Here is a 16417-nt window from a genome sequence, read left to right as displayed (position 1 = left end):
GCAATCAGTTCGCAGGGGAAAAATCATCTGTGCGATGCGTCCATCGGTAGAGCAGCGGCAGCACGAACAGGGTCAATACAGTCGATGACAGGATGCCGCCGATGACCACGGTGGCCAACGGCCGCTGCACCTCGGCGCCCGTGCCAATGGCTACCGCCATAGGCACAAAGCCCAGGCTGGCCACCAGCGCGGTCATGAGCACAGGCCTCAGGCGTGTCAGGGCCCCTTCTCTGATCGCTGGCTCCAGGGTCATGCCGCCTTCGCGCAGGCTTCGGATGTAGGCAATCATCACCAAGCCATTGAGCACGGCCACACCCGACAATGCGATGAAACCCAGCCCTGCCGAGATCGACAAGGGAATGTCCCGCAGCCACAGCGCCGCCACACCGCCCGTCAGCGCAAAGGGCACACCGGTGAACACCAGCAAACCATCCTTGACGTTGCCAAACATGGCAAAGAGCAACAGGAAGACCAGCAACAAGGCCACGGGCACCACGATGGCCAGACGGCGCGAGGCCGATTGCAATTGCTCAAAGGTGCCGCCCCAGGTGGTCCAGTAACCGGCTGACACCTTGACCCCAGCTTCGATCTTGGCTTGCGCCTCACCCACAAAGCTGCCGATGTCCCGCCCGCGCACGTTGGCGGTGACGACCACACGTCGTTTGCCTTCTTCGCGGCTGATCTGGTTGGGGCCAGGGGTCAGGTCCATCGTGGCCACATCGCCCAGTCGGGCAAAGCCCTCGTGTTCACCCGCGGCGTTGGCGGGAAGACGAATGGGCAACTGCCCCAAAGCGTCTAGGTCGCTGCGCAGGTTTTCTGGCAGGCGCACCAGGATGTCGAACCGGCGATCCCCCTCGAACACCGCCCCTGCCTCGCGCCCACCCAGTGCCGTGGCCAGCGTGTCCTGAATGTCGCCCACGTTCAAGCCCAGGCGCCCAGCCTTCTCGCGGTCGATCTTCACAGATAGCATGGGCAGGCCGGTGGTTTGTTCTACCTTGACATCTTCGGCCCCAGGCACGGCCTCCAGCACCTTGGAGATCTGCTCCGCGGTTTCGTTGAGCGTGTCCATGTCATCGCCAAACACCTTGACGGCCACATCGCTGCGCACGCCTGATATCAACTCGTTGAAGCGCATCTGGATGGGCTGGGTGAACTCGTAGTTGTTGCCGGGTACCTTCATCACGGCCACCTGCAAGGCCTTGACCAGGTCATCCTTGGGCCGCTTGGGATCGGGCCATTGCTCACGTGGCTTGAGCATCACGAAGGTGTCAGCCACGCTGGGCGGCATCGGGTCGGTGGCGATCTCGGCCGTGCCAAGCTTGGCGAACACCGCCTCGACCTCAGGGAAGGCCTTGATGCTGCGCTCCAGTTGCGCTTGCATCTCGATGGCCTGGCTCAGGCTGGTACCTGGGATGCGCAGCGCGTGCAAAGCGATGTCGTGTTCGTCCAGGCTGGGGATGAACTCGCTGCCCATGCGGGTGGCCATCAACACGGCCAAGGCCACCGACACACCCGTGATGGTCAGCACCAGTGGCTGGCGGGACATGGCCTTGTCCAGCAGAGGCTCATAGCCGCGCTTGGCCCAGCCCATCAGGCGGTTTTCCTTCTCGCTGACCGAGCCCGTCAGGAACAGCGCAACGGCTGCCGGGACGAAGGTCATCGACAAGATCATGGCGCCCAACAAAGCCGCCACCACCGTGAAAGCCATGGGATGGAACATCTTGCCCTCAACACCCGTCAAGGCAAAGATGGGCAGCTAGACAATCATGATGCTCAACCGCCCGAGCAGTAGTCGCAGAATATCCCCCCTGTGCGCAAGGGATTTTCCAAGGCCTTGACTCTGAACCGGCTACAGGGTTTCAAATGTTGTCAAGGAGCACGCCATGACCATCACGCAGCAGGCACCGACACCGCCATTGAGACTGCTGACGTGGCCCTCATGCAAGACGACCTGCGCAAGTTGCCAGAGTTCATCGCTCTCTCCCATCGGGTGGGCAATGTGCTGAGGGCCAACATCGCCTTTGCGATCGGCACCAAGGCGGTGTTCATGGTCTTGACCTTCACGGGACACGCCAGCTTGTGGCTGGCAATCCTGGCTGACATGGATGCGAGCCTGGTCGTGGTGTTCAACGGATTGCGCCTGCTCAGGCCTACAGCGAGAGGGATAAGGTCCAGTGACGATACGCCAAAGATTTGATCCGAGCGTTGCCCGTGCCTTCCTTGCCGCCGCAGCCGTATTCCTGATGGACATCGTAAGCAAAGCTGCGGTGGTCGCTGCACTCCCGTATGGCTCCAGCGAGCCATGGCTCCCGGTGCTTAATATCGTCCACTGGCGGAACGAAGGTGCCGCTTTCAGTTTCTTGCACGACGCAGGTGGATGGCAGCGCTTCTTCTTCAGCGCAGTCGCTGTGGCTGCCTCTATTGTTTTTGTCGTACTGATTCGGCGGCCTCAAACTGGTCGTCCTCAACGGCTGGCTTTCGGGCTCCTCCTAGGCGGTGCTTTAGGGAACCTGCTCGATCGGCTCGCTCGCGGGGCGGTGGTGGACTGGATTGATGTCAGGTGGCAGTCGTTTTACTGGCCGGCCTTCAACGTGGCCGACATCGGCATCACCCTCGGTGCTGTCTTGATCCTCGTCTGCGAGTTGCGGAGAGGAAGAACGGAGACTGGGCCGAGTTAACCGGGAGGTATGCCAGCGGTCAGGACCTTCCTGGCGCGCTATCGCGCAGTGGCAATGACATTGATCCATACCGGCTGGTGCACAGCCTTAGCTGAATTCTGCGACGTCCACAGTTCATCCACCGCCAACCCGGCGGCGTCAAGTGACTTGCGTATGTCGTCTTCTGAGTAGTAGACGTACAAACGGCCGTCCGGAAGAATCGCTTCGCCCTGCCCCTCCTGGACTGCCATGAAGAGTGTGCCGCCTCTTTTGAGGGCCCGGTTCAGGCAACGAAGCGCGGGGCGAAATGCGTCCCGGGGCAAGTGGAGCAATGAAGCACATGCCCATATCCCATCGAACCGATCTTCATAGCTGATGCTTTCGATCCGAGCGACCTCACATGGGGCGCCCGAATGCTGGGCCGCCATTTGCACGAGGGCTGTCGAGGCATCGATCCCCAACGCACAATGACCCCGGGAAAGAAAGAATTTGAGGTCCCGGCCGGAGATGGAGGCCTTGGCCGGCAGATGTGACAGGAAGCGATCCAGGACGAACTGCGTCTGTGCACCGAAGGTCCATGAGAAGTATTCGACCGCATGGTCCTCGTAGAATCGGTTTGTCGACGCCACGGCAGCATCATGGCGAACGGATGATAGAACGTCCTCACCATTTGGGCCTTTCAGATTGTCTTCAGACATCATGCTCCTAGCAATCCTTCCGGCAGAGCCAAAGTCAGTTGCTGCCCGCAGAACATAAATGAAGATCCATCGGGGTTAGCCATTAAATGGGGCCACACGACGTGCCCACAGGCGATTGACGCCAGAGTCCGACATGGCTGCGGCAAGCACATCCGCCTGTGCCACGTTGGTTTGAATTGTTGGGATGATGCCAAAGATAGGCAAGTGCACGTTGCCAAGTAGCCAACTTCTTGGAGACCGGAGCCCCTCTATCAGCGAGGCCAATTGCCAAGGCCGCCACGAGGAAGGAAAGTTAGCGTCTTGGCAATCGCGGTAGGGACGCCCATTGCTGGGCGCACCCCACACAGATCCGTACTGCCCAATTGGTCCGACGAACAACTCACAAGCCATTGAGCAGCAATGCAATTTCGACTGAAGTGCTGTGTGACACCCACGCACCGGGACATTGCAGGCGCAGCCCTGGCAATCGCGGGCATGGCAATCATCGCTCTCCAACAAGGCACCCCGTGAAGGCGATGGCAGGCGGGCTGCCAGGGTAGACGTGGCGCAGACGGTGCGGCGGGTGCACTGGCATCTTGACTCTGGAGTCACTACAGGCTTTCAAATCAAGGCATATCGAATCTTGAAAGCCGAAGGCTCACCCCATGCGCCATCACCACCTGACTCAAGCCACCCCGATCCTTGACCACCACGCCCCAGCCATTCGCCAACTGATTCAGCAAAGAAACTGGACTTCATTGGGACTACATGATCGCGTTGGGGCGGCGTATGCCTTCGTGCGTGACGAGATCGCGTTTGGCTACAACACCCAAGACGATCTGCCCGCTTCCCGTGTGCTGGCAGATGGCATCGGCCAGTGCAATACCAAGGGCACCTTGTTGATGGCACTGCTCAGAGCCATGGACGTTCCCTGCCGATTCCATGGCTTCACCATCGACAAGGCCTTGCAAAAAGGTGCCATCACCGGTTTGGCCTATTTGCTCGCCCCCGGGAACATCATCCACAGTTGGGTGGAAGTTGACATGGATGGGCGCTGGATCAACCTTGAGGGGTTCATTCTGGACCGAACCTACCTGAGTGCCCTGCAAAAGCGCTTCTCTCAGCACAACGGGCCGTTTTGCGGATACGGTGCTGCGGTGGACGACCTGCAAAACCCGCCCATCGCTTGGCAAGGTGAAAGCACCTACATCCAGCGCAATGGCATCAACCATGATTTTGGGCTTTTCGACACGCCCGACGACTTTTACGCCAGACACGGCACCAACCTCTCGGGTTTCAAGCGGTACTTGTTTCAGCACGTGGTTCGCCACTGGATGAACAAAACCGTGCAATCCATCAGGTCCGGCAAGTGAATCACCACGAGCGCCGTCCGTACCCTGCTACACTTTTCACCATGCGTCGCTGGATCGCCATTTTCTTGCTGTGTTGGTTGCCTTTGCAGTCCCTCTGGGCGGCAGCGGCACCCTATTGCCAGCACGAACATTCGCCCCAGACAACGCATCTGGGGCACCACCAGCATGAGCACAGCGAACTGAGTGGTGGTGACTTCCCGTCACCCGATGGCCAAACATCCAACGCCGACCACGCCGACTGCCATGCTTGCCATGGTCACTGCGCAGCGTTGCCCCAATTCACGAGCCGCAACCAGATTGGCACGCCCAATCGAGGCCTGATGCGCACTGAAGACGCCAGGGTGCCCGCTGCGCCCGTGGCCTTGCCCGACCGCCCCAACTGGTCAAACCTCGCCTGAGCGGCGAGGTGCTGCCCGGGGTTCGCGCCCCACATTCAGCCTGTCTTATCGCGTGTGATTGACGCATCGGTGCCATGCCATTTGTGCGGCCCTTTTCGCCTTCAACGCCGCGACCCTGACCCTCGCCGATTCCTTCCACCTGTGGATTTTTCCCGGAGAAGAATCGGATGCATTTCCGTCATCAAACACTAAGCTCAGCGCTGGCCATGATGGCCTCGCTAGCCTGCCTGTCACCCCTTCAAGCTCAAACAACGGGGGCTCAGGCACCTGTCATCTCAAAGAGCGAAGCTCAACACCTCACCGCTGCGCCCTCCAAACTGACGCTTTTAACCTTGTTGGAAGCAGCCTGGTCGCGTCAGCCAGAGGCGCAGTCCTACACCGAACGCCTGCGTGCAGCGGAGTCATTGAGGGCCGCCAGCAGCGCGTGGACGGCCGATTCGCCTGCCATGCTGCTGCAAGGCAAGACCGACCGCCCTGGCTCGGGTGCAGGCAGCCGCGAAGTAGAAGTTGGTGTGGCACTGCCCTTGTGGCTGCCCGGCCAGAGTCAACGCGCGACTGCACTCAGCCATGCCCAAATCTTGGCGCTACAAGGCAGTATGAAGGCCCAACGCCTGCAACTCGCTGGCCTTGTTCGTGAAGGCTGGTGGCAAACGCAGCGCACGCAAACCGAGCTGGCCTTGGCCCAAACCAGGGTTGCCAATGCCCAGCAAATTGCCCTTGACGTGGCCCGCCGCGTCAAAGCAGGTGATCTGGCCCGCGCGGATCAGCATCAGGCAGAGGGAGCCGTGGCACAGGCCGAATCGGCCGTTGCTGAAGCGCAAGGCGCCTACGAGGCATCGCTGCATGCACTCAGGGGCCTGACCGGACTGCTGGATTTGTCTCCTGACAACCTCGAAGCGACATCCGAGGGCGACGTTTCGACACCACTGCCCTCAGCGGATGCCCTCGCATCGGATGCCCCATCAGTCGATGAACACCCGTTGTTCGCGGAAGCCATGGCCCAACAGTCCATGGCCAGTGCGCAAGCGGATTTGGCCGCCTCATCGAGGCGCGCCAGTCCAGAGCTCACCGTGTTGACAACACGCAGCCGAGGGCAAACAGGCGATCCGTATCAGCAGAGCATCACAGTTGGTCTGAGGGTTCCGTTTGGCACAGGCGCACGAGCCGATGCCAGGCAGGCCGAAGCCTTGGCCGCAGCCCAGGAAGCGCAAGCCATGACCTTACAAATGCGGGCACGCCTGCAAGCGCAAGCCGCTTCGGCGCTGGCACGACTGCGAAGCGCCCATACGCAATGGCAGGCAACACAACGCCAGGCTCAACTTGCGCAGGAGAGCAAAAACTTCTTCGACAAGTCATTCCGCTTGGGAGAAACCGATCTGCCCACCCGCCTGCGCATTGAACAGGAGGCCGTTCAGGCGCAAAAAGCACTCAGCCGAGCACGCATTGACGTGTCCGCCGCCTGGTCGGCCTGGTGGCAAGCCTTGGGCGAACTGCCCAAGCCATGAACACATCGCCATCGCAAAGGTAAACCCCCACATGACACACATTCAAACCATCCGTGCCTGGGCCGCAGCCCTTGGCCTGAGCACCGTGACGGCTTTGGTCATGGCCGGTGAAGGCCATGACCATGGCGAGGCGCCAAGCGCCGCAGCCGAGCCGACTTTGGCCCGCTTCGAAGCAACGTCGGACCAGTTCGAGCTGGTTGGCGTGCTCGACGGCCGCAAGCTGACGCTCTACCTGGATCAAGCGGCAGACAACAGCCCTGTTAAAGGCGCCAGCCTGGAGATCGAATTCGCAGGCAAGGCATTGCCCGTCAAACAAATCGAAGAAGGCACGTTTGAAGCCACCCTGGCTACTGAGCCTGAAGAGGGTGAATACCCCGTGAGCGCCACCGTGGTGGCTGGTCAGGCGTCCGATCTGCTGGCGGCTGAGCTGGATGTGCACGAAGCCGCTCACACCGATGCCGCTGAGGGCGGCGCGTGGCCCATGAGCCGGTGGCTCAAGTGGGCGCTGCCCGGGCTGGTGGTGGTCGCCGGTGGGCTGTTCTTCATTCAGCGCAACAAGCGCACACGCATGGGAGGTGCCGAATGAGCACGACAAAGATTTCTATGGCGCTGGCTTCGTGTCTGGCCTCATGCCTGGTTCTGGGTGCCGCACTCAGCCCCTCACTTGCTCGCGCAGGCGAGGGGCATGACCATGGCGATGCCCCGCCTGCTGCAACGGGCAATGGCCCCAAGCGCCAACCCGATGGCAGTGTGTTCTTGCCCAAGCCTGCCCAAAGGCAGTGGCAACTGCGCACCCTGGCTGTCACTGACGGCGACTTGCCCCGCGCATACGAGCTCTCAGGCAAGGTGTCGATGGACCCCAATGCGGGCGGCAAAGTACAAGCTTCTTTGGCGGGCCGTTTGCAAGCCGGGCCCAAGGGCTTGCCCAGCCTGGGGCAGCAGGTCAAACAAGGCGAGGTCCTGGCCTATGTGGTGCCCACAGCGGGGGCCATCGAGCGCAGCAACCAGGTCGCGCAACAGGCCGAACTGAAAGCGGCCCGGGCATTGGCAGCCAAACGACTGGCACGCCTTCAGGAACTCTCTGACACGGTGCCTGCCAAAGAGATTGAAGCGGCGCAAAGTGAGCTGGCCAGCCTGAGCGAGCGCCTCTCGGCCATCTCGGGTGGTCTGGGGGGGCGCGACACGCTCGTGGCACCGGTATCCGGCGTGATTGCTTCGACACAGGCCGTGGCTGGCCAGGTGGTGGACGCCCGCGAACTGGTCTTCGAGGTCGTTGACCCACAGCGCCTGCGCATCGAGGCGCTGGCCTATGACACGGCTCAGGCCCAGAACGTATCCAGCGCAACAGTGAACATTGGTGGACAAAGGGTGCCGCTCAAGTTCATTGGCGGAGCCAAAAGCCTGCGTGATCAAGCACTGCCATTGGTCTTTTCGGCAACAGGACAGGCGCTGTCTCAACTGGCTGTCGGGCAGCCCCTGAAGGTCTATGTGCAATCTGACCTGAAGGTCAAAGGCCAAGCCGTCCCGTCGGCATCGGTGCTCAAAAACCCATCGAATCAGAACATCGTCTGGGTCAAGCAATCGCCCGAGCGCTTCACGCCACGCGTGATCACCTTCGAGCCGCTGGATGGCGCCTCGGTGGCCGTCACCTCCGGCTTGAAGGCGGGTGAGCGCGTGGTCACGCATGGCGCCAGCTTGCTCAACCAAATTCGCTGAAAGGGCCACGCATCATGTTCAAGTGGCTACTCGAAAGCAGCCTGGCCAACCGGCTGCTCGTTCTCATCGCTGCGGCGGTGCTGATGGCCTACGGGGCCTTCACGCTCACACGCACGCCGGTGGATGTGTTTCCTGATCTCAACAAACCAACCGTCACCATCATGACGGAAGCGGGCGGCATGGCCGCCGAAGAGGTGGAGCAACTGATCACCTTCCCGCTGGAGACCACGATGAATGGCCTGCCGGGGGTGGAGAGCGTGCGCTCGACCTCCAGCGCAGGCCTGTCCTTCATCTACGTCACCTTTGACTGGAGCACCGAGATCTTCCGAGCTCGGCAGATGGTGTCAGAGCGCTTGACCTCCATGGAAGAAGGCTTGCCCGAAGGCATCACGCCCAGGATGGGGCCCATCAGCTCCATCATGGGCGAGATCATGCAGGTCGCCATTCCCATCGATCTCGCAAAGACTTCACCCATGGCGGTGCGCGAATATGCAGATTGGGTGCTCAGGCCTCGGTTGATGGCCATCCCAGGAGTCGCCCAGGTCATCCCAATTGGCGGTGAGGTGCGCCAGTTCCAGGTGCAACCCAACACTGTTCGCATGGCGGAGCTGGACATCACGCATGAGCAACTGGAAGGCGCGCTGAGGGGCTTCTCGTCCAACAGTTCGGGCGGCTTTCTGGAGCTCAACGGGCGCGAATACCTGATCCGTCATCTGGGGCGCACCTCGCGTCTTGACGACCTGAAAAACCTGGCTCTGACGGCGCGCAATGGCCAGGCCATCCGCCTGCGTCAAATCGCCGACGTGAGCTTCGCCCCCGCGCTCAAGCGTGGTGATGCAGGTTTTGAGGGCAAACCTGCCGTCATCCTGGGCATTCAGAAGCAGCCGACCGCAGACACCATTGGTTTGACCCGGACCATCGAGGCCGCCCTGGGCGAGATGAAGACCTCCCTGCCTGCGGGCATGGAGGCGCCCCGTGTCACCTTCCGCCAGGCCAGCTTCATCGAAGCCTCGGTGACCACGCTACAGGGCAAGCTCATGGGTGCATCCGTCTTCGTGGCGGTCATCTTGTTCGTTTTTCTGGGCACGCTGCGCCCCACCATCATTGCGCTGACCGCCATCCCGGTGTCCATCTTTGTCACGGCGCTGGTCTTCAGGTACTTCGGTCTGTCGATCAACACGATGACGCTGGGCGGCCTGGCCATTGCCATTGGCGGCTTGGTGGATGACGCGGTGGTGGACGTCGAGAACGTGCTGCGCCGCCTCAAGCTGGAGCGCCAAAAGCCCGAGGCGGAGCGCATGCCCATGCTGGAGGTGGTCAAGCTCGCCTCGATGGAGGTGCGCTCGGGCATCCTGTACGCAACGGCCATCATCGTCCTGGTGTTCCTGCCCTTGTTTGCGCTGCCCGGCATCGAGGGACGCTTGTTCGTGCCCCTGGGCATTGCGTTCATCGTCTCGACCCTGGCGTCGCTACTGGTCTCGGTCACTGTAACGCCGGTTCTGGCCTCTTACCTGTTGCCACGCATGAAGAGCCTGGACCACGACGACACCCGCGTCCTGGCCTGGCTGAAAGTGCGCTACCGCAAGGCCTTGCAGGCCGTGCTGATGGCGCCGAAGTCGGCATTGATGGCCGGTGGGGTGGCGGCGGTGTTGTCGGCTGTGGCGGTGCCTTTCTTTGCCACCACCTTTCTGCCCCCATTCAATGAAGGCACCTTGCTGATTGGCTTGCGCTTGAACCCAGGGGTGACCTTGGCAGAGTCTTCCGTCATGGCGCGACAAGCCGAGGTGCTGGTGCGCGAGGTGCCAGAGGTCACGCATGTGGGCCGTCGCAGCGGCCGCGCAGAACTGGATGAACACGCAGAAGGTGTGCACGTCAGTGAACTGGATGTCGGCCTGGTGCCAGCATCCGAGCTCACACGCAGCATGGACGACGTCAAAGCCGACATCCGTTCACGCCTGTCGATGCTGCCCGCAGCCATTGCCATCGGGCAGCCGATTTCGCACCGCATCGACCACATGCTCTCAGGGGTGCGCTCTCAAATCGCCATCAAGTTGTTCGGTGAAGACCTGGACACCTTGAGGGGGCAGGCCGATGCTTTGCGCAGCAAGTTGGCGCAAGTGCCCGGCCTGGCAGACCTGGAGATTGAGAAGCAGGTGCTCGCGCCGCAAATCAAGGTGCGGGTGGATTACGACGCAGCGGCGCAGTACGGCGTGCCAACGCCTCAGATCCTGGCGGTGCTCCAAAGCCTGGTGGAGGGAGAAAAGGTCACCCAGGTGGTGGAAGGCAGCCGTCGCTTTGCCCTGGTGGTTCGCCTGCCAGAGAGCGCCCGCACCTTGCAGGGGCTGGGTCAGATCATGCTGGAGACGCCGACCGGGCGGATCCCCCTGTCCAAGATCGCCACGATCGAAGACAGCGATGGCCCCAACCAAATCAGCCGCGACGATGGCAAACGCCGCATCGTCTTGTCTGCCAACGCGCAAGGGCGAGCCTTGTCAGACGTGGTCGCCGACATCCGCAAGGTGGTGGCCAGCACGCCTTTGCCTGAAGGCTACTTCGTGACCCTGGGCGGGCAGTTTCAGGCACAGGAAGAAGCCAGCCGACTGGTCGGCCTGCTCTCCATGGTGTCGCTGGTGCTGATGTTCGTGGTGCTCTACACCCGCTACAAATCAGCCATCCTGGCTGCGCTGATCATGGCCAACATCCCGCTGGCCCTGGTGGGTGCAGTGCTGGGCTTGTGGCTGGCAGGACAGCCCCTGTCGGTGGCGGCCCTGATCGGCTTCATCACCTTGGCGGGCATCTCGGTGCGCAACGGCATCCTCAAGGTCAGCCACTACCTGAACCTGATGCGGCTGGAGGGCGAGCGCTTTGACCACACGATGATCTTGCGCGGCTCGATGGAGCGGCTCAGCCCGGTGTTGATGACCGCCCTGGTGACCGCCTTCGCGCTGGCACCGCTGTTGTTCGAGGCCGAGCGGCCTGGCACCGAGATCCTGCACCCTGTGGCCGTCGTGATCTTCTCTGGCTTGATCAGCTCAACCCTGCTGGACACCTTCCTGACCCCGGCCATGTTCTGGCTGTTTGGAAAGCGCGATGCCGAGCGCCTGCTCGGTGACAAGAGCACCGAAGTTTTCTGATTCATTCCCCTCAACTGAAAGGATATTCCCATGCGCATTCACCACATCATTGCTTCTTCCCTGCTGGCCTTGGCCTTTGGCGCACAAGCTGGCGACGGGCACAACCACGGCCATGAGCACGGCCATGAACATCAGTCTCTGCATGGTGGCATCGTCACCGAGGCCAAGGACATGGACTTCGAGTTGGTGGCCAAGCCAGATCAAATTGCCTTGCACGTGAGGGATCACGGCAAACCGGCCAGCGCCAAAGGCGGCACGGCCAAGTTGACCTTGCTCAATGGTGCTGAGAAGACGACGGTGACCTTGTCACCGGCAGGTGACTCCCACCTGCAAGCCACGGGGAGCTTTGCGATCAAGAGCGGCACCAAGGTGGTAGCGCTGGTGACGCTGGCAGGCAAAAAGCCGATCAACGTCCGGTTCTCGATCAAGTAATGCGGAAAGGGCCTGTTGAGAACCTATTCAACAGGCCAGTCTGATCAGTCCAGCATCTTTCTTTGATCAACCCGTTTCAAAGGCTGCTGGCAATCGGTGATGTTGATATACACCCAATCCCCAACGTTCAGATTCATGGCATTCGGTACGGCGACGACACGTTTTGCCCTCAGATTCGGACTGCCTCCGTAGCTGTAGGACGCAACGGCGTAGCGGGCATAGGGTGCATCGGCACGCAACTCTGTTCGGCAGTCTTTGGCGACTCGCTGCATCATGGTTTTGGTTTGACCAATTTCCAAGACTTGTGATCGGCGCCATCCTTCCCCATACCCATAGGGCTCGTAGTCAAGCGTAGAGCACGCGGTTGTCAGCAATGAAATGCCTGTGAGCACACAGGTCAACGTGAATTTGTTCATGATCGGCTCCTGATGAAACACACAACGGGGTGGGTTCGACGAGCCGGATGCTGAAAGATCTACGCCTGCTGGCGTGTCATCTCAATGACAATTCATCAGAACGGCCCCGTCGAATCAGAGAGAGTCGATCCAGTTGGGGCGCTCGATCCGAGGAGGATCGGATGTTAGATGCAGGTGGGTTTCCAAGGCGACGAACTGCCGCTCAGCCGTTGTGGCTGACCAAGCATCAAGACCCACGGGAAGCAGATGAGCGCTGCACAGGTGCCCAGAGCAGCCACAATCGTTCTCGGCCTTCTGGGTGCTTTTGGTCGGATGCTTGCCTGTGTCCGCACCGTCTTGGTGTAAGTGCACGTGGTGACCAAAATGCTGGGCACCGGGATCTTGCTCATCTTGACAGTACGTGGCCGCCACAGCCCAACTCAATTGGAGTGGCAGCACGATCATCAAAAGAATGGCAATCAACCGGCGCATGGTCCGCAGTATATCGACCCAATGTCCGTGACTATGAAGTGTTTTCTCATGGGCTCGTGCGAGCCCGCAACAGGCGCAAGCCATTGGCCACGACCAGCAAACTGGCCCCCATGTCGGCAAACACAGCCATCCACATCGAGGCGTGTCCAAACACCGCCAGCACAAGAAACACCGCCTTGATGCCCAGCGCCAGGGAAATGTTTTGCCACAGCACAGCATGGGTCAGGCGAGACAAGCGAATCAACTCAGGGATGCGGCGCAGGTCATCGTTCATGATGACCACATCGGCGGCCTCCATGGCCGTGTCGGTGCCCGCGCCGCCCATCGCAATGCCGATGTCCGCCTTCGCCAACGCAGGCACGTCATGCGCACTCACACCGATGTGCGATGCAGGCTCACCATCGAGCAAGGCCATCGCGATCACGGACGACAAACCGGATGGTTGAACGCCATCGTGCGTGTGATGGAGAGGCGACTCATTGGCCCCCCCACCTTCATCAGCATGAAGCGACTGGTCTTCATGGTGGTGATGATCCAGCGCCTGCAAGTGTTCGACCGCATGGCCCAACGATTGCGCCTGCTGGCGGATCTGGAACGGCGTCAAAAACGACAAGGTCTGCCAAGCCATGACAATCAGCAGGAACAAGGCACGAGCGGTTCTCGACATGCGGCGTAGGCTATCCGGTTCGCTCTGAAATCTTCAGGCGAGGATGCTCCGCATGACGAAGCGACCGCAGGCAACAGCCAAGGTTGCTTGGTCGTCTTGCCGTCCATCATGACAACAGGGCTTCTATATTTCTATTGACTCTGTAGCCACTACAGGGATTTAAATCAAGGTCAAAGGAACACGTCATGCCATCAAGTGAAGCCAAGGTCGACAGCAAGAACCCTGTTGAGAGCGCCTGCCAAGGAGCAACCTGCGGAGGGTGTGCGGACACCGCAGATACAGCCGCAGCAGACTCCTCTGAAGCAACCACCCGGTCAGGCAACACCTCATTTCGGATCGCCACGATGGACTGCGCCACGGAGGAGTCGGAAATCCGGCGCGCCCTGGAGCCCATCAAAGGCATCCACACGCTGCGCTTCCAGTTGAGCGAGCGCACCTTGAGCATGACTGGCACGCCATCGGCGGTCGAACTGGCCCAAGCGGCCATCCGCCGGGCGGGCTTCGACCCTCAACTGATACAGCCAGATGCCGCAGGGACTGCCCTCACGGCAGAGGCCTCGGGATTTTTCCGGGGTGGGGTGAAACGGCTGATCGCCGCGTTGATCCTCGCCACCATGGCAGAAGCCATCGGTTTCATCGAGGTGCAATCGCTGGTCGCGCAAGGCCTGGAGATCGCGTTGGCAATGGCGGCCATCGGCTTGGCTGGGCTGGACACCTACAAAAAGGGCCTGATGGCCCTGCGTCATGCCAAGCTCAACATCAACGCCTTGATGACCGTGGCGGTCACGGGCGCCTTTCTGATCGGGCAATGGCCCGAGGCCGCCATGGTCATGGCCCTCTATGCCATCGCCGAGTTGATCGAGGCACGCTCGGTCGATCGGGCGCGCAATGCCATCAAGGGCTTGATGGCGCTGGCGCCCGAAGAGGCCGATGTTCAACAAGCCGATGGCACATGGCGCACCCTGAAGGCCAGCGAGGTGCCCCTGGCCGCCATTGTTCGCATTCGCCCTGGCGCGCGCGTGCCGCTTGATGGCGTCGTGACAGCGGGCAACAGCGCCGTCAACCAGGCCCCAGTGACCGGCGAGAGCATCCCCGTCGACAAAGCCATGGGCGACACCGTGTTCGCAGGCACCATCAACGAGACGGGCGAGTTGCAGTTTCGCGTGACCGCCGAGGCCACCAACACCACCCTCGCTCGCATCATCCACGCGGTCGAGGAAGCGCAGGGCACGCGGGCTCCGACCCAGCGCTTTGTGGACAAATTCGCGGCCATCTACACCCCGACCGTGTTCGTGATGGCGCTGGGTGTGGCCCTTCTCACGCCGTGGCTGATGGACTGGACCTGGACCCAGTCGCTGTACAAGGCGCTGGTCCTGCTGGTCATCGCCTGCCCTTGCGCGCTGGTGATCTCCACCCCCGTCACCGTGGTCAGTGCACTGGCCAGCGCGGCGCGCCGGGGCATCCTGATCAAAGGCGGCACCTACCTGGAAGAAGCGCGCAAGCTCAAGGCCATAGCCCTGGACAAAACCGGCACCATCACCCTGGGCAAGCCCAAGCTCGTCGAATGGGTGGCACTTCAAGGTGACCGCGCGCCGCTCATCACACTGGCCCTGGGGCTGGCGAACCGCTCCGACCATCCTGTCTCCAAGGCCATTGCCCAAGGCCTCAGCAGCATTGAGCACGGGAGCACCGTTGCCCAGGGTGTTGACGTGGCTGATTTCAAGGCACTGGCTGGACGAGGGGTCAGCGCAAGCCACAACGGCACGCTTTACGTGCTGGGAAATCATCGCCTGATGCAGGAGCGCGGCCAGTCCACACCCTCCCTGGAGAGCACCCTCAAAACACACGAGGAAGCGGGCAGGACGGTCACCCTGCTGGCCAACGACCAGGGCGTGCTGGCCCTGTTCGCGGTGGCCGACACCATCAAGGATACGTCGCGTCAGGCCATTGCCGAACTCAAAGCGCTTGGCGTGACCTCCATCATGCTGACCGGTGACAACGCCGCCACGGCCAAGACCATCGCGGCACAAGCTGGCATCGACGAAGCCCGAGGTAACCTCTTGCCCGAGCACAAGCTCGACGCTATCAAAGACCTGCAAAGACTGCATGGCCTGACCGCCATGACGGGCGATGGCATCAACGATGCCCCCGCGCTGGCGCAATCAAACATTGGTTTTGCCATGGGTGGTGCTGGCACGGACACGGCCATGGAAGCGGCCGATGTCGTGGTGATGAACGATGACCTCAGGCGCATCCCGGAGACCATCCGCCTGTCCAGGCTGACGCACGCCATCCTTTGGCAGAACATCTCGCTGGCGCTGGGCATCAAGGCCGTCTTTTTTGTGCTGGCGGTGTTTGGCGGCGCCACCATGTGGATGGCGGTGTTTGCCGACATGGGTGCCAGCTTGCTGGTGGTGGCCAACGGTTTGCGTTTGCTCAAGGTTGATGTGAGCCAAAAAACAGGCTGACGCTGATACCCACATCCATTGGCTCCGATAACTGGCGCTTTAAAGCTGTTCACCGACCCAGTCAACCATCTATACTGATCTCCGTATGCGCCGCCTGCTGTGTGTTTTTTTGCTGATATGGTTTCCGCTCCAGATGTCCTGGGCAGCGGTGGCCAGCTATTGCCAGCATGAAACAAGCCCGCAAGCCAGCCACCTTGGGCATCATCAGCATGCCCACCAGGACTCGATCGATGGCAAGGGCCAAAACGGCTCAAGCAAGAACGACCAGGGCAGTACCAAGCAATCCGGCATCGATAACGATTGCGCGACCTGTCACTTCAGCGCCGCACCACCAGTCTGTGAAGCACACGAACCCGTGTTGAAGTCACACAAGACATGGGTGAGCCTCGCACAACGAGGCCATGCCTCGCACATTCCCAAAGGGCTCGAACGCCCTGACATACGTCTCGCCGCTTAATTCGGCGAGACGGCTGCTGCTTCAGCATCATTTCTATCCATAGATA

The 16417-nt window shown here is 61.0% G+C and carries 12 protein-coding genes and 3 pseudogenes; 11 read left to right on the top strand and 4 right to left on the bottom strand.

The window, feature by feature from the left end:
• Positions 1–4: 4 nt before the first annotated feature.
• Positions 5–1792 (bottom strand): annotated as a pseudogene (locus tag Q7V20_RS19790) (efflux RND transporter permease subunit); the annotation flags it as partial.
• Positions 1793–1894: 102 nt separating this feature from the next.
• Here Q7V20_RS19790 and Q7V20_RS19785 point away from each other — a divergent pair.
• Positions 1895–2197, top strand: a pseudogene (locus tag Q7V20_RS19785) (hypothetical protein); the annotation flags it as partial.
• Positions 2175–2678: a signal peptidase II gene (gene lspA / locus Q7V20_RS19780; protein ID WP_304795179.1), complete on the top strand. Its 504-nt coding sequence runs from the start codon at positions 2175–2177 to the stop codon at positions 2676–2678. The pseudogene Q7V20_RS19785 and the gene lspA, both read left to right, overlap by 23 nt.
• Positions 2679–2716: 38 nt before the next feature.
• Here lspA and Q7V20_RS19775 read toward each other — a convergent pair whose 3' ends face one another.
• The gene (locus Q7V20_RS19775; protein WP_304795177.1) at positions 2717–3358 is read right to left on the bottom strand and encodes a bifunctional 2-polyprenyl-6-hydroxyphenol methylase/3-demethylubiquinol 3-O-methyltransferase UbiG; all 642 of its coding nucleotides are present in this window, start codon (positions 3356–3358) and stop codon (positions 2717–2719) included.
• A 641-nt stretch (positions 3359–3999) separates the two neighbouring features.
• Between Q7V20_RS19775 and Q7V20_RS19770 the strand changes: the two genes are divergently transcribed.
• From Q7V20_RS19770 to Q7V20_RS19740, 7 genes are all read left to right on the top strand, one after another.
• Positions 4000–4707 carry a transglutaminase family protein gene (locus Q7V20_RS19770; protein WP_304795175.1) on the top strand — a complete coding sequence of 236 codons (708 nt, stop codon included), beginning with the start codon at positions 4000–4002 and terminating at the stop codon, positions 4705–4707.
• 41 nt (positions 4708–4748) lie between these two features.
• Positions 4749–5105, top strand: coding sequence for a hypothetical protein (locus tag Q7V20_RS19765; RefSeq protein WP_304795174.1), 357 nt, complete (start codon positions 4749–4751; stop codon positions 5103–5105).
• Positions 5106–5437: 332 nt separating this feature from the next.
• Complete coding sequence (locus Q7V20_RS19760; RefSeq protein ID WP_304795172.1) at positions 5438–6610, top strand: TolC family protein; 1173 nt, start codon at positions 5438–5440, stop codon at positions 6608–6610.
• 31 nt (positions 6611–6641) lie between these two features.
• The gene (locus tag Q7V20_RS19755) at positions 6642–7196 is read left to right on the top strand and encodes a hypothetical protein (protein ID WP_304795170.1); all 555 of its coding nucleotides are present in this window, start codon (positions 6642–6644) and stop codon (positions 7194–7196) included.
• The gene (locus tag Q7V20_RS19750) at positions 7193–8326 is read left to right on the top strand and encodes an efflux RND transporter periplasmic adaptor subunit (protein ID WP_290868415.1); all 1134 of its coding nucleotides are present in this window, start codon (positions 7193–7195) and stop codon (positions 8324–8326) included. The genes Q7V20_RS19755 and Q7V20_RS19750 overlap by 4 nt, the downstream gene beginning before the upstream one ends.
• Positions 8327–8340: 14 nt before the next feature.
• On the top strand, positions 8341–11460 hold the full coding sequence (locus Q7V20_RS19745; RefSeq protein ID WP_304795166.1) for an efflux RND transporter permease subunit: 3120 nt from the start codon (positions 8341–8343) through the stop codon (positions 11458–11460).
• 30 nt (positions 11461–11490) lie between these two features.
• A complete protein-coding gene (locus Q7V20_RS19740; RefSeq protein WP_304795164.1) occupies positions 11491–11892 on the top strand; it encodes a hypothetical protein in 402 nt (133 codons plus the stop codon).
• A 44-nt stretch (positions 11893–11936) separates the two neighbouring features.
• Here the strand turns inward: Q7V20_RS19740 and Q7V20_RS19735 are convergent, their stop codons facing one another.
• Positions 11937–12308 carry a hypothetical protein gene (locus Q7V20_RS19735; protein WP_304795162.1) on the bottom strand — a complete coding sequence of 124 codons (372 nt, stop codon included), beginning with the start codon at positions 12306–12308 and terminating at the stop codon, positions 11937–11939.
• Between the two features lie 517 nt (positions 12309–12825).
• Positions 12826–13143 (bottom strand): annotated as a pseudogene (locus Q7V20_RS19730) (cation-transporting P-type ATPase); the annotation flags it as partial.
• A 488-nt stretch (positions 13144–13631) separates the two neighbouring features.
• Between Q7V20_RS19730 and Q7V20_RS19725 the strand changes: the two are divergent.
• Both Q7V20_RS19725 and Q7V20_RS19720 read left to right on the top strand, forming a co-directional pair.
• Positions 13632–15914: a heavy metal translocating P-type ATPase gene (locus Q7V20_RS19725; RefSeq protein ID WP_370652510.1), complete on the top strand. Its 2283-nt coding sequence runs from the start codon at positions 13632–13634 to the stop codon at positions 15912–15914.
• An 85-nt stretch (positions 15915–15999) separates the two neighbouring features.
• A complete protein-coding gene (locus Q7V20_RS19720) occupies positions 16000–16371 on the top strand; it encodes a hypothetical protein (RefSeq protein ID WP_304795160.1) in 372 nt (123 codons plus the stop codon).
• Positions 16372–16417 lie beyond the last annotated feature (46 nt).

Origin of the sequence: Aquabacterium sp. (assembly GCF_030652515.1) — a bacterium.
Lineage (GTDB): Bacteria > Pseudomonadota > Gammaproteobacteria > Burkholderiales > Burkholderiaceae_C > Aquabacterium.
Note: the sequence above shows the minus strand (reverse complement) of the source record. Positions and strands in the feature narration are given on the sequence as shown.

What these genes read in the sequence shown, in the direction of transcription:
- Q7V20_RS19775 (WP_304795177.1), bottom strand. Translation starts at nt 3,358, where the DNA reads ATGATGTCTGAAGACAATCTGAAAGGCCCAAATGGTGAGGACGTTCTA.
- Q7V20_RS19770 (WP_304795175.1), top strand. Translation starts at nt 4,000, where the DNA reads ATGCGCCATCACCACCTGACTCAAGCCACCCCGATCCTTGACCACCAC.
- Q7V20_RS19765 (WP_304795174.1), top strand. Translation starts at nt 4,749, where the DNA reads ATGCGTCGCTGGATCGCCATTTTCTTGCTGTGTTGGTTGCCTTTGCAG.
- Q7V20_RS19755 (WP_304795170.1), top strand. Translation starts at nt 6,642, where the DNA reads ATGACACACATTCAAACCATCCGTGCCTGGGCCGCAGCCCTTGGCCTG.
- Q7V20_RS19750 (WP_290868415.1), top strand. Translation starts at nt 7,193, where the DNA reads ATGAGCACGACAAAGATTTCTATGGCGCTGGCTTCGTGTCTGGCCTCA.
- Q7V20_RS19745 (WP_304795166.1), top strand. Translation starts at nt 8,341, where the DNA reads ATGTTCAAGTGGCTACTCGAAAGCAGCCTGGCCAACCGGCTGCTCGTT.
- Q7V20_RS19740 (WP_304795164.1), top strand. Translation starts at nt 11,491, where the DNA reads ATGCGCATTCACCACATCATTGCTTCTTCCCTGCTGGCCTTGGCCTTT.
- Q7V20_RS19735 (WP_304795162.1), bottom strand. Translation starts at nt 12,308, where the DNA reads ATGAACAAATTCACGTTGACCTGTGTGCTCACAGGCATTTCATTGCTG.
- Q7V20_RS19725 (WP_370652510.1), top strand. Translation starts at nt 13,632, where the DNA reads ATGCCATCAAGTGAAGCCAAGGTCGACAGCAAGAACCCTGTTGAGAGC.
- Q7V20_RS19720 (WP_304795160.1), top strand. Translation starts at nt 16,000, where the DNA reads ATGCGCCGCCTGCTGTGTGTTTTTTTGCTGATATGGTTTCCGCTCCAG.